Annotated in this window: 19 protein-coding genes; 13 read left to right on the forward strand and 6 right to left on the reverse strand. The window is 53.0% G+C overall.

The genetic code is table 11. The features are described from left to right. Positions 1–10: 10 nt before the first annotated feature. The 3 genes from EI42_RS05610 to EI42_RS05620 all read right to left on the reverse strand — a co-directional run bounded on the left by EI42_RS05610 (position 11) and on the right by EI42_RS05620 (position 2,702). Positions 11–1,009, reverse strand: coding sequence for an aldo/keto reductase (locus tag EI42_RS05610; protein WP_111319726.1), 999 nt, complete (start codon positions 1,007–1,009; stop codon positions 11–13). 366 nt (positions 1,010–1,375) lie between these two features. Next, positions 1,376–2,032 carry a hypothetical protein gene (locus EI42_RS05615; RefSeq protein WP_111319728.1) on the reverse strand — a complete coding sequence of 219 codons (657 nt, stop codon included), beginning with the start codon at positions 2,030–2,032 and terminating at the stop codon, positions 1,376–1,378. Between the two features lie 52 nt (positions 2,033–2,084). Next, positions 2,085–2,702: a hypothetical protein gene (locus EI42_RS05620; protein ID WP_111319730.1), complete on the reverse strand. Its 618-nt coding sequence runs from the start codon at positions 2,700–2,702 to the stop codon at positions 2,085–2,087. Between the two features lie 163 nt (positions 2,703–2,865). Between EI42_RS05620 and EI42_RS05625 the strand changes: the two genes are divergently transcribed. After that, the gene (locus EI42_RS05625; protein WP_111319732.1) at positions 2,866–3,147 is read left to right on the forward strand and encodes a hypothetical protein; all 282 of its coding nucleotides are present in this window, start codon (positions 2,866–2,868) and stop codon (positions 3,145–3,147) included. A gap of 45 nt (positions 3,148–3,192) precedes the next feature. Here EI42_RS05625 and EI42_RS05630 read toward each other — a convergent pair whose 3' ends face one another. Beyond that, on the reverse strand, positions 3,193–4,167 hold the full coding sequence (locus tag EI42_RS05630) for a carbohydrate-binding protein (RefSeq protein WP_111319734.1): 975 nt from the start codon (positions 4,165–4,167) through the stop codon (positions 3,193–3,195). Between the two features lie 467 nt (positions 4,168–4,634). Here EI42_RS05630 and EI42_RS32340 point away from each other — a divergent pair, with 467 nt between their 5' ends. The 4 genes from EI42_RS32340 to EI42_RS05645 all read left to right on the forward strand — a co-directional run bounded on the left by EI42_RS32340 (position 4,635) and on the right by EI42_RS05645 (position 7,435). Next, on the forward strand, positions 4,635–5,036 hold the full coding sequence (locus EI42_RS32340) for a hypothetical protein (protein WP_170142388.1): 402 nt from the start codon (positions 4,635–4,637) through the stop codon (positions 5,034–5,036). Then, positions 4,993–5,421 carry a GNAT family N-acetyltransferase gene (locus tag EI42_RS32345; RefSeq protein ID WP_211326039.1) on the forward strand — a complete coding sequence of 143 codons (429 nt, stop codon included), beginning with the start codon at positions 4,993–4,995 and terminating at the stop codon, positions 5,419–5,421. Before EI42_RS32340 ends, EI42_RS32345 begins: the two co-directional genes overlap by 44 nt. 82 nt (positions 5,422–5,503) lie before the next feature. Further along, positions 5,504–6,688 carry a DNA glycosylase AlkZ-like family protein gene (locus EI42_RS05640; RefSeq protein ID WP_111319738.1) on the forward strand — a complete coding sequence of 395 codons (1,185 nt, stop codon included), beginning with the start codon at positions 5,504–5,506 and terminating at the stop codon, positions 6,686–6,688. 336 nt (positions 6,689–7,024) lie between these two features. Then, a complete protein-coding gene (locus EI42_RS05645) occupies positions 7,025–7,435 on the forward strand; it encodes a nitroreductase family deazaflavin-dependent oxidoreductase (protein ID WP_111319740.1) in 411 nt (136 codons plus the stop codon). Positions 7,436–8,195: 760 nt separating this feature from the next. Here the strand turns inward: EI42_RS05645 and EI42_RS05650 are convergent. Beyond that, the gene (locus EI42_RS05650; RefSeq protein WP_170142390.1) at positions 8,196–8,831 is read right to left on the reverse strand and encodes a TetR/AcrR family transcriptional regulator; all 636 of its coding nucleotides are present in this window, start codon (positions 8,829–8,831) and stop codon (positions 8,196–8,198) included. Positions 8,832–8,985: 154 nt separating this feature from the next. Here EI42_RS05650 and EI42_RS05655 point away from each other — a divergent pair, with 154 nt between their 5' ends. Further along, positions 8,986–10,551 carry an FAD-dependent monooxygenase gene (locus tag EI42_RS05655; RefSeq protein ID WP_111319743.1) on the forward strand — a complete coding sequence of 522 codons (1,566 nt, stop codon included), beginning with the start codon at positions 8,986–8,988 and terminating at the stop codon, positions 10,549–10,551. 344 nt (positions 10,552–10,895) lie between these two features. Here EI42_RS05655 and EI42_RS05660 read toward each other — a convergent pair whose 3' ends face one another. After that, on the reverse strand, positions 10,896–11,597 hold the full coding sequence (locus tag EI42_RS05660) for a PIG-L deacetylase family protein (protein WP_111319745.1): 702 nt from the start codon (positions 11,595–11,597) through the stop codon (positions 10,896–10,898). Between the two features lie 707 nt (positions 11,598–12,304). On the opposite strand from EI42_RS05660, the gene EI42_RS33790 reads away from it, so the two are divergent. The 7 genes from EI42_RS33790 to EI42_RS05695 all read left to right on the forward strand — a co-directional run bounded on the left by EI42_RS33790 (position 12,305) and on the right by EI42_RS05695 (position 17,446). Continuing rightward, positions 12,305–12,967, forward strand: coding sequence for a TetR/AcrR family transcriptional regulator (locus EI42_RS33790; protein WP_111319747.1), 663 nt, complete (start codon positions 12,305–12,307; stop codon positions 12,965–12,967). 216 nt (positions 12,968–13,183) lie between these two features. Next, positions 13,184–13,459, forward strand: a complete 276-nt coding sequence (locus tag EI42_RS05670) for a DUF5808 domain-containing protein (protein WP_111319749.1) — start codon at positions 13,184–13,186, stop codon at positions 13,457–13,459. A gap of 100 nt (positions 13,460–13,559) precedes the next feature. Beyond that, positions 13,560–14,156, forward strand: a complete 597-nt coding sequence (locus tag EI42_RS05675; RefSeq protein WP_111319751.1) for an exonuclease/endonuclease/phosphatase family protein — start codon at positions 13,560–13,562, stop codon at positions 14,154–14,156. A 5-nt stretch (positions 14,157–14,161) separates the two neighbouring features. Further along, the gene (locus EI42_RS05680) at positions 14,162–14,431 is read left to right on the forward strand and encodes an exonuclease/endonuclease/phosphatase family protein (protein ID WP_111319753.1); all 270 of its coding nucleotides are present in this window, start codon (positions 14,162–14,164) and stop codon (positions 14,429–14,431) included. 141 nt (positions 14,432–14,572) lie between these two features. Beyond that, positions 14,573–15,499, forward strand: a complete 927-nt coding sequence (locus EI42_RS05685; protein WP_111319755.1) for a hypothetical protein — start codon at positions 14,573–14,575, stop codon at positions 15,497–15,499. A 326-nt stretch (positions 15,500–15,825) separates the two neighbouring features. Continuing rightward, complete coding sequence (locus tag EI42_RS05690) at positions 15,826–16,890, forward strand: MarR family transcriptional regulator (RefSeq protein ID WP_111319757.1); 1,065 nt, start codon at positions 15,826–15,828, stop codon at positions 16,888–16,890. Between the two features lie 145 nt (positions 16,891–17,035). Continuing rightward, positions 17,036–17,446, forward strand: coding sequence for a PPOX class F420-dependent oxidoreductase (locus EI42_RS05695; RefSeq protein WP_111319759.1), 411 nt, complete (start codon positions 17,036–17,038; stop codon positions 17,444–17,446). The last annotated feature ends 76 nt before the right edge of the window (positions 17,447–17,522 follow it).

Consider the following 17,522-nt stretch of genomic DNA (forward strand, 5'->3'; position numbering starts at 1 on the left):
GCCTTGTCCCCTACCTCGCTTCTTTTGCCCTTTCAAGCAGTTCGTCAATCTGACGCATTTGATCTTCTGGTAACGGCCCATAATGCAGCGCAGCCACATTCTCTTCTACCTGCTCGACAGTCTTGAAACCGGGAATTGGAATCGTCATCGAGCTTCTCGCCCAGATCCAGGCCAGCGCACCCTGTACAAGCGTCCGACCATCTGCGGTTAGCACTTCTCGCAAGGCATCAACCAGTGCAGCCCATCGATGAATCTGATCTGCTTGAAAGTATGCGCACCATGAGGGAGCCCGCCGCCGAAAATCGTCTTCTGCTAAACCGGCATTGCTCCGATATTTGCCGGTCAGCATCCCCATAGCAAGCGGAGAGCGACAGAGAGCCGCTAACCCCTGTGCCTCACAGAACGCCAATACCTCATCATTCCCATCGAAGACATTGCGCTGCTGCTGAATCACCGTACAATGAGGTCCCTGTGCGAAAAGCGCCGCCAGTTCAGGATCATCGGTACTGGCTCCGTAAAAGCGAATCTTACCCGCGTGTACCAACTCCTCAAGCGTCGTGATGACCTCTTCCCCCTCGGCACGCGAGGAGATCCCACAATGCAACTGATAGAGGTCAATATAGTCAGTTCCGAGTCGGCGCAAACTCGCCTCACAGGCCGAGCGAATATACTCGGAGCTGACATTGCTTCCCGTCGCCTGCCGGGTTGCCTCATCAAAGAGAAAGCCAAACTTGGTCGCTATGATAACCTCATGTCGCCGGGACGCGACCGCTCGACCCAGAACGCGTTCACTATGCCCACAACCATAGACATCAGCAGTATCAAATAACGTGACACCCAGGTCCAGGCTCCGCTGAATCGCGCGTATCGATTCTTTATCGTCCACGGCCCCCCACCCATCCGGCTGACCATCAAGAGTGAATTTGCCGCCAATAGCCCAACATCCCAGGCCGATCGCACTGACCTCTAATCCACTTCGCCCCAATGTACGCTTCATGACCGTATTCATTCCCTGTTCCTCTCCTTTCTTTTTGAGCAAGAGCTTCTCGGATCTGCATGTATGATAGTACACATGCGAATTTCCCACATCCACTCAAAGCAGGATTTTCTGAAAAACCCTCACGCCCCGAGCAAGACGCTTCACCTGGCTTCAGGAGAGGAACCACAAAGATGAACAGCCTTTCGCAGCAGTTGTACCAAACATACCCAACGGGAGCAGCTTTTGCTCGTCTCATCACACACCCCGATTGCTACCCGGTTCGAGCAGGATCTTATTATGCATCATCACAGCGAAGAGTACAGCAACGTTCAGCCCTCAAGGTGCTTCACTGGCAGAGAAAAAATGACTATAGCCGCTTTTTTGCCCTTCACCTGCTTAATGATCTGCTCGAAACTGGATCGAATACATCCGCACTTCCTCCGCGAAATCGTGCTGAATCTGTTGAAGAATGTCCTTGAGCTGATACCCTCTTGCCAGGCTCCCCTGCGAGATACGAAGCGGCGCGCCCGTTTTTTCCAGCATCCGCCGCATGCGCCACGCCTTCAGCCCGCCAATGCGGGAAAGATAAAGCTGCACATACCTCATCTGAATGGCAAGATGCGGCCCAAATACTCCCGATTGAAGCGAGAGACATTCAATATAGGACCAGGGAACAACCGTGCGCCGAAAAAACGGTGGGCTGGCAAGCGTGATCCCTTCCTCGTTGATCTTTAGCACCGGAAAACGGTAATACGCAAAGAGAAACCAGCCATTTATCAGCAAAACGACAGCGATAAAAAGACCAGACGAGAAATAGGTAAAGAAATATATTTTTCTGGTTGTATCCTCAATGGCAACTGCCGAGAGCGTCTCTAACGGATAAAGCTGAAACAGGATAAAGGAGACCAGATTCATCAGCAGGGCCGCGATCATGATACCCCCGAGCAGAATAAGGCCATTCCAGATCCGCAACAGCCTGCCATTGAGCCTCACGCGAATTTCCCGCGCTGGCAATGTGTATGGAAAGCGTGGTTCGTGCAAGCGAGAGTCCATAATAAGCAATATTTCCTTTTCTATTCTCTGAAGCGGTCAGTCTTCCGGGCGCTCAAGCCCTGTCCGTACCTGGATCGAGTATTCGGAGCTCTTCTGCATAGTGATCCTGTATATCGCGCACAATATTGGGCAGAGGATGCCGCAAGTCAAGTAACTCCTGAGAGATAACGAGCGGTGCCCCTGTTTTCGCCAGCATACGACGCATTCGCCACGCCTTCGGTCCGTTGAAACGAGACAAATAGACTTCCGCGTCCCGGGGATAGATCGCAAGATATACTCCGCCTCGCTCTAGCTGAAGCTCCAGACGCTCTATTTCTGTCCAGGCAATGAATATTCGCAGGAACAGGGCAAGCATGATCCCCTCAGGCGTCACCTGAAGAACTGGGATACGAAAATAGGCATAGACAAGCCAGCCCATACCCAGAAACAAAACTCCGCTATAAAGTACCGGCGATAGCAAGGAGAGCCGATCCATCCACGCCGCCTCAAGCTGGAACATCCGGAGAAGAATGGAGATCAGCCGGACACCGCCATATATGAGAAGGGAGCCTCCACATGCAACCAGCATTCCCCATAGTTGCAAGGTCATCTTTCTGAGCTTCCAGCGGCACTCGCGATGAAGCGCCTGAAACGGATCTGCTGCCCGCCCATAGTGAGAGAAAGGGTTCATCGTATCTCCTGCAATACGTTATCACGAGTAGTATATCTCTTTTTATCGATACCTCTCTATGAGATAGCTCACAAGCACTCCCTGCAACGCCTGTGACACCTTCCGCTTTCTCATAGCGTGTCTTCTACAAACATGCCGGTTGAAAACAAAGGAGAGGGAAAGCATGGAACAGGAAGAGCGCTATAAACAGCTTGAAGATACACTTGTGAATAGTCTGCGTTTTCTGCAAAAGAAGCATCCCGGCGTTCGTATCGAGATCAACAACGAGGTTCTACGCCCGCAGCATATCCAGCTTCAGGACAGCACCATTCCAGAGCTTCAGACGCAATTACAGCGGAACGCGCCATCACTTCTTGAGCGCACTGTCCATACGCTGGAAAGCGAGCACTCGGGCGAGATATTAGATGTTGCCGAGGATGAGCACGTTTTCAGCTATCACTTTTAGAGAGGTACTGCCTGCATTGTCCACAAGCAGTACCCCGGCGCTTTCTCAGGCAACGCGCACAATCCAGTTGCTATTATTGGCTACACGCTGGAAGGTAAGCGTTGAACACCAATAATCGCTCGGGTTGGGGCTGGTTGAGGGGCTCCAATAGGAGTTCGATGCATCGGCCAGCTTCCAGGTACCACCCGAGCGAAGCTGGAAATTGCTGCTCTCAAACACGGTATTCTTCGCCTCGGTACAGTACCAGGCCTGCCCGGTCTGCGGGTTCCGTGTCGCATAGATCTCGAAGATATTCCAGCCATAGCTTAACTGTGCCCTGTCTGTACCAGAGCTCGTGTAGAAGGTGTCCCAGGTTCGGTTCTGATAGTTATACAGATACGCGGTCCAGGAATTCCCGCCACTCGCATTCTTCACGATCTGGACGGTATAGGCAGAGCGCCCATTCACAACCGTCGTGTAGAGCCGCAAGAAGTTCTGATCCATCATGATCTCTTTTTGTGGACCACTCCCTGAGCCAGCCGAGCCGCCACACCAATCCCAGGCCCATATCAAATCACCGACCGCCCGAGAATAAACCGTCGTGACTTCCATGCAAGCATTGTACGGCTTCATCGTCGGCGTATAGGTATAGTCGCTGGTGCTGCCCCGCACCACGTAGGACGGATCAACGCTCTGAGTTGCCATCATGCCATCATGCGTCCCCTGACTGGCGAACACGCCCCAGAACTGATGCAGCGTCTGTTGCACCAGGCTCCCGGATGCCTGTTTCCGGGAATTCCTGAAATCCTGAAGGCGCTGGTGCTGCTGCTTCTGTATTTTAGTAACCATTGCCGCACGACCCGAGTCGCGTAACAGGGTAGGGGTCACATCATGTGCGCCAATGACCACACCACCACGCGGCGCATTGGGATCGGGAGAAGACGTCGCATGCGTGGCCTGAGCGAACTGTCCACTCAAGGCAAACGTGAGGCAGAAAGCAAGGAAGAGACCAATACAGGCGCGTTGCACCCTTCTCTTCATAGCGAGACTCCTTTCTCTTCTGCTTCCCTGACATCCTTGTCAGGGAAAACAATCAGCGTAGAAAATGGGTAACGCAAGCAAAAAGTGGCAAGAGGCTAGAGAATTTATGGCACCATATACAATAAGAATACACTATTCTGCACGTTCCGTAAAGAGGGACATTCCACTCAGATGAAACACCCGTTTTTCTGTTTTTCGCCTCGTACAAGTATCTTTTTCTTTTCTTTCCGTATACTATTCACTGTTGAACGGCCCCAAAAATGCAAGGAGGCATTACAATGATTACACTTCGTCCATCCCAGCCTGACGACTCTCCAGCGCTCCTCACCCTGTTTCAGGCTCAAGAGCAGCGACAACATCAGTAAGATCAGCGACTCGCGCTTCATACGCCACAACAAATTCGCACATTCCTTGAACAGGAGCCCGGCTTTGTTGCCCTCAACTCAGCAGGCCAGATTCGAGGATACGTGCAACCCGCTATCTGGGAAGTCGCTCCCAATAGCATCTTGCAGGCTTTCCTCACCCCTCAAAATGGAACAGTGCGCCTCGTCCTCCTCGGGATGCGGAAGCACGATGCGCTTGAGGTGCTTCAACGTTGTCTGGAACAGGCCGAACAATACTGGCAAGCACACCATACGACTGGTGATCTGGTACGCTGGCCCTCTACCGACCCCTGGATCTTTCCCGCGCTTACGCCATTCGGCTTTCAGCTTAGTAGTATCTGTGCTATGCACAATCCCACAACAGTTACCGCAGCGCCGAAACCGGCAACTGTGCGCATCAGGAAGGCCCGGCCTACCGATGAAAAACTACTCCTGCAGCAGCTTGAAGAAGAGCTACGCTATCACGCCCTTCGTCCGTTACTGTGAGGCGGCCCATATCTCCTTTCGACAGGCCCTGCGTCGTCTCTGGACAGGAGAGCCAGATGCACCGATCGTTTTTGTTGCCGAAACGCAAGATCCAATCATCGGTATGGCAGAAAATAGCCTGCTTCCCCTCACAACAGAGGACACCCCGGGCTTTGTCCCGGCCGGCATCCACTGGAGCATTGATAATATCTGCGTGCTTTCTTCCCAGCGTGGTAGAGGCATAGGCAGTCAACTGCTCACAGCGGTTTTTGAGAAGTATCAGCATATGTCGCCGCTACACAGCATGCTCCTCTGGTATAATCCCGACAACCCGCAGGCTGCTCATTTTTGGCAGACGACTGGCTTCCGCCCCCTCTGGACAACCTATCAGCGAATACACAAATAAAGGACGAGTGTTGACCGTTATTCATGTTACACTGCGGGAGAACACGACGAAAAGCCAGTTAATCAGAAGGAGCATCCAGGATATGGAACAGGATAACGATCTGCTTTTACGCATACGCTGGTGGAGCTACCAGCGACAGCGGCTCGGGCAAGCTGCAGCAAGCATGGAAGAGGTCTTACAGGATGTGGTCGGCGTCTATAGCTCTCATCCAAGCGCGCCGCTCTCCCTCCTTGCGCGCACTGCAGCTTTCTCTCCTGAAGCGTTTCGAGCGCTTGATCTGGAGAAAAAGGCAGTTCGTATTCCTGCAATGCGTCGCGCGATCTATCTGCTTCTGACGGAGGACGCGGCTTTTGTATTTGCTGCTACACGCGAGAACAATGAACGACTGATAAAACACCTTGACTATGCGGCTCGCTATCGCAAACATGAACATCTATCCCGAGAAACCTATCCACAGCTCAAGGCAGCGCTACTGGCTGCGGCACAAGAGCCATTGACCCCGAAACAACTCGGACAGGCGCTCAATCAAGCCAAAGGAACTGCCATGATAGCTCATTTTCTGGGCTATGAGGGAGCCATGCTCAGAATCGGAGCTCATAGCCTGCGCTCGAATAGCCTGCGCTACGTCAGCACTGAGGCATGGGGCATCGAGCTTCAGTGCGAGCTTTCTCCTGAGGAAGCGCGACGACAGCTCGCCTATCGCTACTTCCGTGCTTTTGGTCCGGCCAGCGTCAGAGATTTTCGGTGGTGGGCAGGCATTCCCGCCAATGCGGCAGCAGCAGCCGTCGCTCAACTTGAGACTGTGGCGCTTCCGAACGGCCTTCTGCTCCTTGCGGAAGACCTTGCCGCCTTTGAACAGGTTACACCGCCACCTGCCGACGCAATCGACATTTTGCCCATCTGGGATAGCTACACAATGGGTTATGCTCCCAGCGGGCATGCACGACAGATTGAGCCAGCAATGCAGGCTCACGTCTATAACAACCCGACAAGAGAGGGCGGTGACGGCATCGGCTCCGTTCTGCTAGCCGGAAAGATGGTTGCCTCATGGAGCAGCACGTTCACGGGCAATCATTTCAACGTCACCCTTGATCTGTTCGATCCCACTGCGGAGGCACATATGTCCACCATACAGGCACGCTTCGAGGAGATCGCCACGGCACTCGGTGGCACAACCTGTACCATCACCCCACATGATCCCTCGGCACTGCCATTAGCGGTCGCGAAAAACCGCATGCATCCCGCAGCGTCTTGCAAGCAGCAGTAGCCAATAAACAATGGTCGAAGGCCATCCCTTATTCACCCCCTCATGCTTATGGCAGGGGGTATCGATCAGGGTCGGGCCGCTTGCTCCTTTACCGCGAACCAGTTTCGACCGCCCTGAATCATTTCAGGTTCATCTTTGCCCGGATAGCTGCTTCATTTCCTATCCGGGCTCACCCCCACTGTTGGGGAACGCCACACCTCAGCAGCAGTACGCTGAGCACGTTTCCCAACAGGCCAAAGCCGCTCATACAGACAATCATCTCTCCAGACGATGCCCACCCCCTCCCTCCCGCTGTACTCTGTCATCAGGAAGATTGAGTAGAAAGGATAACATCCTATGAGCAATGGAAATGAAGCTATCATTGCGGAATTTCGAGCGAATGGAGGCAAGGTCGGCGGCCCATTTGAAGGCGCTCCGATGCTTCTGCTGACCACGATCGGAGCAAAGAGCGGTCGGCCCCATACTACCCCCCTGATTTATCTGGCCGATGGTAACCGCCTGCTTGTCTTTGCAAGCAATGCCGGAGCACCAACCCATCCAGCCTGGTTCCATAATCTGCAAGCAAGCCCTGATGTCATCGTCGAAGTGGGTACTGACACCTTCCCGGCCACAGCCACTAGAATTACCGGCGAGGAACGGGATCGCCTGTACGCCAGACAGGCCACGATCTTCCCGGCTTTCGCTGATTATGAAACCAGAACATCCCGTCTGATCCCGGTTGTCGCCTTACAGCGTAAACAGGGATAGAAACGGATGCACATATCAGGATTAACCAGAATGGCCCGCCGTATGTGGCGGGCCTCTCCTTTGCTCTCATCACTTTTGCGCTTCGGCAACGGTATCATCTGAGCATTCTGTAAATGACAGATAAAGCTAAACAAAACACCCCGGTACAGCACAGGAAGGATAGAATGAAGCCCCCAACTGGAGAGATTGCCATGATATCTTAAAAGGAAGGCCACGAAAAAGCATGACGATCCCAAGCAGAAAACCGAGGACGATGATAGACAGAGAGAAGCGGTCGGCTTTTTTCCAAACTTTCGCAAGCGCTATAATTTCTCTATCTGGCCGATCGGTATCGAAATGAACAGGGACGTTATCAACACGTCAAGTTGAAAAAGGATCTCTAACATATATTCTCCTAATTTCTCCTTCTACAGCTTAAGGATATATTTTATCTATTTTATCCCTGCATTTCCTTCTCAAACCATATTCTGCTATACAGAGCATACAATCATCCATAAACAGGATATTATCGATATGGAGCACATAATACTTGAAGAACAGGAAACGAACAATCAGCATGAAGACAGAAGCAGCAGAAATGCGTACGCACGGAAACAGTTGTATCTATACCCTCTCCTGTTATTGCTATAGAATACACATACTTCTCACGATATGCTGTATCCAATCATTTCACCTGATACAATGGAAGCAGCCCAACTGGACAAAGCAACAAAAAAGGAACCGGTACAATCGTACCGGTTCCGATAGCAGCACCTCTGATTTATGGAGCATAAGAAGCATCCAGGCCGTGCGCCAGCAGTTCAAGCCCCGCCGATATCATCTCTGCCAGCGCCGCATGAATCTCATCAGCAGACTGGCCGCTCTCGCATCGGGCATCGTATTCGGTGAAAAGCTTCCCATAAAGAGCCAGTATCAGGTGAGCGACAAGGTGAGGCACAATCTCGGGTGCATGCATCTCTTCGGCCAGCACGCGCTCAACCTCTCTCTCACCCATCTGCATCATGCGCAGGCTATACGCTTGCAGGGATGGGGTGCTCTGTATCATTTGAATGACTTGCCGACGCTCTGTGCCCTCCTCAACAGGCATAGCCCGAAGCCGTTCCAGGCTGAAACGAAGATCCTCACGCAAAAAGGCCAGCAGCGTTTGTCCCTGCTGGCGCTGCTGAATGCGCTTCGCTAATTCCGTCTCCATTGGCCGATGAAGCCCGAAAAAGAGCTCTTCCTTCGTCGGGAAATAGTTATAGACCGTATTTGCCGAGACGTCGGCAATGTCCGCTACTTCGGTCACAGTCACCTGGTCAAAGCCCCGCTCAAGAAAGAGCCGAAGCGCCACAGAAGCTATATGCTGCCGTGTCTGCTGCTTTTTTCGTTCGCGTCGTCCTGATGGCTGTCTCATAGGTGCAAGTATAGCCTCTTCTTCAAGAGACTGCAAGTCTGGGGGTTGACATTTTTTTAGCATGCTTTATAATTGCAGTAACTTAAAAAATTAAGTTACTGCAAAAATTTGTACAACTCAAAAATATGGTAACTACAGAATGGAGATCTGTTTCATGGAACACGAGACTACATCCGTATTGATTGTCGGGGGAAGCCTGGTCGGGCTCTCCGCTGCTGTGTTTCTGACATCGAGGGGCATACCAACCGTGGTTGTTGAGCGGCATAGCGGTAGCTCGCTTCACCCTCGTGCGATTGGCTTCACTCCAAGAACAATAGAGCTGTTCCGGACGGTTGGCCTGGAAGCGCGTATCCCCCAGGCTCCCCCGAGTGTCAGATTACGACGAGCCCGCATTGAGAGCCTTGCCGGAGCATGGTTCGAGGAAACTGATTGGACCCCTCAACGCAAGGAAACACCCACGATTGTCTATTCTCCGTGCACAGGTGCGGCTATCGCTCAGGATAAACTCGAACCGATCCTGCGAGAACGGGCGTATGAGCTTGGCGCGGACATTCGCCTTTCGACAGAGCTTGTTCACTTTGAGCAGGACACGGGCGGTGTGACTGCGACCCTCTGCACGCGCGATGGACACACCTCGACACTGCGTGCCGCGTACCTGATCGCCGCCGACGGCTCTCGAAGCTCAATCCGTGAGACGCTTGGCATCGGTCGAAAGGGACGAGGGCTCATCAGAATAATGCGAAGCGTGCTCTTTGAGGCTCCCCTTGATGCGTACCTTGCGCGGGGAGTATCGCAATTCGAGATAGAGCAGCCAGACATGGACGCCTTCCTTACCACCTACGGAGACGGGCGCTGGGTTCTGATGTTTTCCGATGACATCGAACGAGACGAGGATACCCTGCGCACCCTGATACAAAAAGCCATCGGTCGATCAGACCTCCCTATCAAGATCATCACAACCGGGCGATGGGAGCTCAGTGCTCTGATAGCCGATCGTTTCGCCTCGGGAAGGGTGTTTCTGGCTGGCGATGCCGCCCACACCTTGCCGCCAAGCCGGGGCGGATATGGCGCGAATACCGGGATCGAGGATGCCCATAATCTCGCCTGGAAACTGGCTTCGGTCCTCTCGGGGCAAGCCACGCCACGTTTGCTTGATACCTATGATGCAGAGCGCCGACCAATCGCCTGGCTTCGCCATCAGCAAATCTTCGCCCGCCCTGACTATCAGGAGGCCGCTACCCCGGCAGACGCAGCGACACCCATCCTGGATGATGCCGCAATGGAATTCGGGCAACTGTATCGATCAGCCGCAGTGCTTGGGGCAGGAGATGAGCTGCCACCCGCGCAACGGCCGGAGCAGTGGGCAGGGCAACCCGGCACCCGAGCACCACATATGTGGGTCTTCGTCGGGAATGAGAAACGCTCAACACTCGATCTATTCCAGCAGACCTGGGTACTGCTCTCAGAGGAAAAACGCTGGCACGCGGTCGCCACAGCCGTCGCCGAGGAACTGGGCATCACATTGAAATTCATCCATATCGGGGAAGCTATACGGTCAGTAAACGGGGAAAGCTATCAGACAGCCCTGGGATTACAGCAGGGAGGCGCCTCGCTCATCCGCCCGGATGGCTACATCGCCTGGCGCTCTCTCGACTGGCCCGAGGATGCTCAGAGAACCTTGCGTGACGCGCTGCGAGCGGTTGCAGCAACGACGCGCTAGCCTGGTATCCGCAAAAAGGATGGGAGTACCCGCAACATGTCAGATACTCCCATATAAAGCAAGCACGTGATGGAACCGGGCGTATAGTTTTCGCTCGTGGACGGATCACCAGCGCCCGGTGCTTCCCGTCTGGCGAACAGAGCCTTACGGGTGATAAATGAGATCGTTATAATAAGAGGTAAAAAGGCAGAAAAAACAAAAAAACCAGCCCACTAGCAGCAGCTTCATGAAAGAATACCTGCTTTCAGCGATACAGATACATACGATGCACAGAAGGTATGCATCCTCCTCACTGCCTTTTTTTGATAGCCAGCCAGGAGATGTGCATACCTTCTGTATCGCAGCTACACGCTCAGATGGTGGAACGCTTCCGCATACGCCAGCCTGTGTTCTGCACCCGCAAGCATCGCTCTCCGCTTGACTCGTTCCCGCACACTAGACCCCTTCACCTGGCTGGCATGACATTGGAGCGCTGCTATTTTCTTCTCCAGGACCGGGCTAATATCAACCCAGTGGTTTGGTTTATCGGTCGGGAACAGATACACCTGCCGGATTTTGTGGGGTGTCACGCCTTCGGTGAGCTGCTCCGGGAAGTACAGCCGTCCTCGGGCGCTTGCCAGTGCATCCAACGCGCAGAAGCCAACCGCCCGATGATCGGGGTGGATCTCGCCACGCCGCCAGGGGTCAAGTGTAAAGAGCACATCAGGCTTCCAGCGCCGAATCACATGAGCGATCTCACGCCGAAGCTGCATCGTTGGCTCGACCTCTCCATCAAAATAGCCATCTAAAAACGTCACAGTCTCTACACCAAGCACCTGCGCTGCCTCTCGCTGCTCGCGCTCCCTGATCCTCGCTACCTCTTCGGGAGTCAGATCACCATCATCATCACCTTTATCACCACGCGTAACCAGCAGATAGTGAACATGGCAGCCCTCCTCTACAAGTCGAGCGACCGTGCCAGCCGCCAGAAACTCCGCATCATCCGGGTGTGCCAGCACAAAGAGAATCCGCTGTCCACCCGGCGGCAATAAAATAGAAGAAGCCATTTCTTTTCCTCTTTTCCAGTATAAATAGCGTTATAGAGCACACCTGATTGTCATAAGACTCTATCGATAGAGTGACGCGCCCCTATCCGGTTCGTGAATCTCTATCTTGCCTCTCTATTATGGCACAGGTTGACGCTTCCTTTTATCACTATCGAACAGATCACGTCAATTTAATAGAGGAGTTCTTTTCACCGAGATGAGGAAAGACGAAAGAGTGTATAATCATAGCGGTGATAGAGAATACCTGCTTCTACAGGTTTGTTTGGGTGTAAAGGGGTCGTATCCATTCTTCCGATGGGAGCTCTGGTGATAGAGGAATATCCATTTTTTCTTCTCATACAGCTTCTTGCCTATTGAAAAACAGCTCACACCAGATTATTAAGAAAACAGGAAAAGTAGAAAGAGTGATGCTGTGCGACAATTGCTGTTCGCACTGGTCCTTGCTCTCCTGACGCCACGCACCTGAAACCAGTTCAGCATCTTGCATCTTTTTCCAGGTCCTTTTCTTTCATCTCCTCCAAAATAGGGATCAACAAACGCATATGAGAGCGCTCAGGGATTGCGCACTATCAGATACCATTGTCAATCCCGTCATCCCTCTGGCATTTGAAACGATTCAAGCAACTATTTTAAACATATGTTTGAATTATACGTATGTATGATATACTTTGTCAAGACTCTATCTTGAAAGGATTGCACAAAACTCTATGGGCACAAAAGAGCTCATCATTGAAGCAGCGGAACGCCTCTTTGCTCAACACGGCATTACCAGCACGTCCTTGCGCCAGATCACAGCCGCGGCACGCGTAAATCTGGCCGCGGTCAACTACCACTTCGGGACAAAAGCTGCACTTGTTCATGTGGTCTTGAAGCGGCTACTGCTTCCACTGTCCGAGCAACGCCTTCAGAATTTTGCCAGCATTATGGCAAAAGACACGCTACCGACGCTTGAAGAGGTCCTCCACGCGTATTATTTCCCGTGGTTTGAGCGCTTCAACCAACAAACTGAAGCGGGACGACTCAATACCCAGCTCTTCAACAAGCTTATCTACGAGACGGATGAGGAGATCAGGAAGAGCGTCAGCGAGATCGTGGCCCCGGTAACGGAGAAGTATCTGTCGCTCTTTCAGCAGTTGTTCCCCGAGCTTCCAGAAGCTGAACTGATCTGGCGTTTCAAGGTAATGCACGGTGTTGTAACCACACACTATATCAGCGAGCTGGTGCCTCTCCGGGTGAGCGAGAACACCCCTTCTGAAGCCCAAAGTCTCGCCTGGGTTATGACCTATCTCACAGCAACATGGCAGGCCCCGGCAACACCTGTAGTCAGCGAGACACGCAGCACGCTGCGCGAAGAGCAAAAGAACAGGTAGGCTTCCCTTCATCCAGAAGAGGCCGGCAGAGAGGCGAGAGCAAGCCACGGTATCGCTTCTCTGCCCCCTTACAGGCCAGCCGACTGAGCTTCGCCCTTCTCATCAGAGGGAGCCACCTCCCTGAGATCATGACTCCCTTCATGTCCTATATCGATAAAACTTCATTTATATCTGCGCGTAAAAAAAATGAAGACCAAAACGAAGGGAGGAACCCCTATGACACGCAAACAGATAAGCACCCTGCTTCTGGCCGGGCTTGGAACCGCTGCCGTCGGAGCGGCGATCTTCGATCAAATGCGACGGCCAGCAGAACAGCGGACCTGGCACGGCTCGCTTGGGCCTATCCCATACGATTTCCGTTGGCCAACGTCTGAACGGCTACGCGAAAAGCTCTGGAACAAAGAGACCTCTCGTGTTCTCATGCCACACGTTTTCGGAGTTGGATGGACCCTGAATTTCTATCCACTACTCCACCCCGATCGTCTGTCGTAGGGACAGAAAACAGGCTCCTCTCGCGCGAGAGGAGCTTTCCCTCGCGAGCGTACAAGCACCCCATAGAAGCCCTTTCACATGTACTCCCGTTGAGCTTGATATGCTTCTCGTTCAGCTTGTACCCTATCGAAAAGAGGAAGAAGACTATGAGTCAGCAGGAATATGCCGGCACGCTCCGCATCCTGACACTGAACCTCCGGACGGCGCATGGATGGATCGTCGTTCGGTGCTTCGCAAGGGATTCCACATCTTACAGCCCGATCTGCTCGCACTACAGGAAGTTATCAAGACTGCCGAGTACGATCAGGCCGCTGATCTCCTCGAACCGGAATGGCAGATTGTGCATCAACAAAACCGCAATATGCAGGGGACGGGAATCTCAATTGCAAGCTGCTGGCCGCTTCGCAACATACAAGAACTGGATCTGCATGTCACGCCTCGTACAGGTGACTTTCCCTGTGGAACGCCCATTGCTGAGATCATGGCCCCCGAACCGATTGGACCGATCCTGTTCGTCAATCACTTCCCGAACTGGCAACTTCAATTCGAGCCTGAACGCGAGCTACAAGCCGTGGTCGTCGCTCGTGTTATTGAGGAAAGCGTGCAGCGACAATCCGTGTATGTCGTACTTGCCGGTGATCTGGACACTGACCCCGCTGCAGCAGCATCCGCTTCTGGTGCGGCTATCACGCATTGAACACTATGAGCATCTGCTATCGCGACGCCTGGAACAGTATTCATCCGCATGAGGAGGGCCATACGTTTACGCCTGATAACTCGCTCATGGCTCAAGCAAACTGGGTCTGGCCTTTTCGACGGCTTGACTCTATCTTTGTGCGCTGCGGTGAGCATGGAGGACCTACCCTTAAGATCACAGACTGTCAACGAGTCTTCGATCAGCCAGAAGGAGACATCTGGGCCAGTGACCATTTCGGACTGATCGCTGATCTCACAAACCCGCTTGAACAGTGATCTGCCGTACTTTCAGCCTCACAAAAGCCCTGGCGCTTCTTCCCGTTCCGACGTATCATACACGCAGCAAAAAGAACTCGACCAATGCCGAACAGTCCGTATACAATTACGGTGAGACCACATACAGGGGAGAATAGAGAGATGGGAACAGGAGCCAGTCGTCAGGAATTCAGTGGTAAGCGCGTCATATACTGGGAACCGGGTACCGCACTCACCGATACCAGGAATACACTCTATTGCATTCGTATCAACACTGGCAACGATCCCTATTCCAGTTGGGCCGAGAAATTCGACGCCTTTCTGCAAACACCGGGAGTTGCAGACATCAGCGGGCTGGTGGTCGGAAACGGCAGCCATGACGATGAAGGAGCCTGTTATTATCGCGCAATTGTGACGCTTGTCGCTGCACGCCAGCATTTATCCGGGCTCACCACGCTCCGCTTCGGTGATGGAGACATCAGGCAGGCAGAAGAAGAGCCGTTCTGGATCGAGCCCGGCACGCTTTCCTCGCTGCTTGCCGCCTATCCAGCCCTCGACATGCTGTGTATCAGCGGCACCAATGGTATACGAGCAGGCTTACTCTCCCATGAACGTCTGAGAACGCTGATTATCGAAAGCAGCGGTCTGGATGCCCGCATTGTCCACGAGGTCCAGCACGCTCACCTGCCCGCTCTCGAACATCTTGAACTCTGGACGGGCCTGAAAGATTGGGGATGTACAACCACGCTGGCCGATCTGGCGCCACTACTTTCCGCCCGGATCTTCCCTCATCTCCGCTCATTGGGCCTGCGTGCCTGCTCCTTTGCCGACGATGTAGCCTGTATGCTCGCACAATCTCCCCTGCTAGCACAGCTTCACAGGCTTGACCTCTCATTGGGCACGCTCGGAGATCGGGGAGCAGAAGCGCTCTTACGCAGTCCCATGATCCATACGCTCAAAGAACTCGATATCCATCATCATTTCTGCTCACAGGAGCTGGTAACACGCCTGCAACGCGCTGGCATGAGCGTTGATAGCAGTGAGCCACAGCCCGCAGACAAAGCTCGCTTCATCGGCCTTTATGTTTAACACTTCCCCTGGCTGCTGCCATCGGATTCTTCAACCGGTGAACTACAATTCACGCTTCCGGCTCCTCTATAACGGGCGTGTAGTAGAGACGTCTCCTCTTCAGAGATGGCACGGTTGTTGGGACACCGGCTCACCCGGGGACAGGTTTTCCTTGAGCACAGTATGCTATAATGGCTTCATTGAATTGATAAGAGAAATGACAGACTATTTCACTTTCACAATACCTTTCATTTTCATGAACTTTACCTTATTTAGTGAGATAAGTCGACCTGGAGGAATGGAGAGTATCAAGCGGTTCGCAGAAGAAACCGGGAGAACACCCGGAGATGTACAGAGAGTTTGTCCGGGAGCTACAACACAGCTACGAGCTCGGTACAACCTTCTATAGAGCAGTCGCCAGCCGCAGCGGCATGACCGTTACAGACCTGGAAGTGATCGCGATTCTCAAGCATACTGGCCCGACAACCGCGGGGCGGCTCGCTGAGCACACAGGCCTCACCACCGGAGCCATTACCGGAATGCTCAACCGCCTGGAAGAAACAGGGCTGCTACGCCGAGAGCGTGACCCCAATGATGGGCGCCGGGTTATCGTTCGTCTCATTCCAGATAAGGAAGAGATGAAAACAATCAGCGACCTCTTCAATGCACTTGGCGATGAATGGAGAGAGCTGGCAACACATTATACAGATGAGCAACTGACGCTTCTGCTGGATTTCCTGAAGCGCAGTAATACGATCTCACAGAAATATATAGCTCATTTACGTGAGATGCCAACCAGCAACGAGGGGACCTACTCTGCGCCACTTGGCACTGTCAGGAGCGCTAAACTTGCCATGCCCTCCGGCATCACACAACTCTACCTGCACACCGACAACGATAGAGAGACGCTCTACAAGGCACGCTTTGAAGGCCCACAACCCGATGTCAGAGTAAAGGATGGAGTAATCACGATCCGCTATCCCCGTCGTCTGTGGTCCATTACCACGAACAAGCGCGTTGCAGATGTCACGCTCAATACTATTATCCCGTGGCGCATCACGCTTAATGGAGGTGTATCGGAGATTGTCGCTGATCTGATGAAGCTCAAGCTGGCCTCTCTGGAGATCAAGGGCGGCATGAATAGCATCAACCTGGAACTTCCTCTCCCCATTGGCACTGTGCCTGTACGTCTCAGTGGAGGCACGTCGGAAATGCAGATTCATCGCCCGAAAGGGGCCGCTGTGCGTGTCCACTTCAAAGGATGGGCGTCTCATTTCATCTTTGACGATCAGATCTTCAGTGACCTGGGCAATGATATCCGCTTGCAAAGCCCTGATTACGAAACAGCAGAGCATCGCTACGACATTGAAGTACAGAACAGCGTGGGCAATGTCACAATCACGCCACGCTAGCCACTTGAGGGCTCCTGTCACGCAGGAGCTCTCTAACATTATTTATGAGCAGCATGCATAAGCTTATGTGAGATATGATTTGTGTTCATCCTGCAATGGGTGTATACTCTCTCTCAAAAGAGAACGAAAGGAATACTCGAACAGCATGTCACACATTCCAGCATCTCATCTCGACATCTTGCAAGCACCCGCTCTGGCCTATATGGCAACCCTGGGCCCAAAGGGCGACCCTCAGGTCAGCGCTGTCTGGCTTCTGTGGGATGGAACGCACCTTCTTTTCGCATTCCAGAAGAAACGGCAGAAGTACCGCAATCTTCTGCGTGATCCCCGCGTCTCGATTGCACTCACCGATCCCGCCAACCCGTACCGTGCGCTGGAGATCAGAGGAAGAGTCGTCCGTATGGATGGTGATCCTGACTTCCAGTTTATCGATGCAGCTTCACAAAAATATCTCGGACGGGCAAGCACACCAGAAGAGAGAGGACCAGCAGAGGAGCGCGTGGTTATCGTCGTCAAGCCAGAACGCGTCATTGCCTTTCCGCCAGAGGACAAATAGGACTCTTGACAACATGGAGGGAAGTCCCGTAATCGAGTGCAGGGGCGACCTATCCCCTGCATCTCCCTGTTCTTCA

The sequence above is a fragment of the Thermosporothrix hazakensis genome (assembly GCF_003253565.1).
In the GTDB taxonomy this organism is placed as follows: domain Bacteria; phylum Chloroflexota; class Ktedonobacteria; order Ktedonobacterales; family Ktedonobacteraceae; genus Thermosporothrix; species Thermosporothrix hazakensis.

Excerpts from the sequence above, each read along its gene's own strand:
- EI42_RS05670 (WP_111319749.1), top strand. The coding sequence starts at position 13,184 with ATGACACGCAAACAGATAAGCACCCTGCTTCTGGCCGGGCTTGGAACC.
- EI42_RS05640 (WP_111319738.1), top strand. The coding sequence starts at position 5,504 with ATGGAACAGGATAACGATCTGCTTTTACGCATACGCTGGTGGAGCTAC.
- EI42_RS33790 (WP_111319747.1), top strand. The coding sequence starts at position 12,305 with ATGGGCACAAAAGAGCTCATCATTGAAGCAGCGGAACGCCTCTTTGCT.
- EI42_RS05620 (WP_111319730.1), bottom strand. The coding sequence starts at position 2,702 with ATGAACCCTTTCTCTCACTATGGGCGGGCAGCAGATCCGTTTCAGGCG.
- EI42_RS05645 (WP_111319740.1), top strand. The coding sequence starts at position 7,025 with ATGAGCAATGGAAATGAAGCTATCATTGCGGAATTTCGAGCGAATGGA.
- EI42_RS05650 (WP_170142390.1), bottom strand. The coding sequence starts at position 8,831 with ATGAGACAGCCATCAGGACGACGCGAACGAAAAAAGCAGCAGACACGG.
- EI42_RS05675 (WP_111319751.1), top strand. The coding sequence starts at position 13,560 with ATGCTTCTCGTTCAGCTTGTACCCTATCGAAAAGAGGAAGAAGACTAT.
- EI42_RS05625 (WP_111319732.1), top strand. The coding sequence starts at position 2,866 with ATGGAACAGGAAGAGCGCTATAAACAGCTTGAAGATACACTTGTGAAT.
- EI42_RS05610 (WP_111319726.1), bottom strand. The coding sequence starts at position 1,009 with ATGAATACGGTCATGAAGCGTACATTGGGGCGAAGTGGATTAGAGGTC.
- EI42_RS05695 (WP_111319759.1), top strand. The coding sequence starts at position 17,036 with ATGTCACACATTCCAGCATCTCATCTCGACATCTTGCAAGCACCCGCT.
- EI42_RS05685 (WP_111319755.1), top strand. The coding sequence starts at position 14,573 with ATGGGAACAGGAGCCAGTCGTCAGGAATTCAGTGGTAAGCGCGTCATA.
- EI42_RS05660 (WP_111319745.1), bottom strand. The coding sequence starts at position 11,597 with ATGGCTTCTTCTATTTTATTGCCGCCGGGTGGACAGCGGATTCTCTTT.
- EI42_RS05615 (WP_111319728.1), bottom strand. The coding sequence starts at position 2,032 with ATGGACTCTCGCTTGCACGAACCACGCTTTCCATACACATTGCCAGCG.
- EI42_RS05630 (WP_111319734.1), bottom strand. The coding sequence starts at position 4,167 with ATGAAGAGAAGGGTGCAACGCGCCTGTATTGGTCTCTTCCTTGCTTTC.
- EI42_RS05690 (WP_111319757.1), top strand. The coding sequence starts at position 15,826 with ATGTACAGAGAGTTTGTCCGGGAGCTACAACACAGCTACGAGCTCGGT.
- EI42_RS05680 (WP_111319753.1), top strand. The coding sequence starts at position 14,162 with ATGAGCATCTGCTATCGCGACGCCTGGAACAGTATTCATCCGCATGAG.
- EI42_RS05655 (WP_111319743.1), top strand. The coding sequence starts at position 8,986 with ATGGAACACGAGACTACATCCGTATTGATTGTCGGGGGAAGCCTGGTC.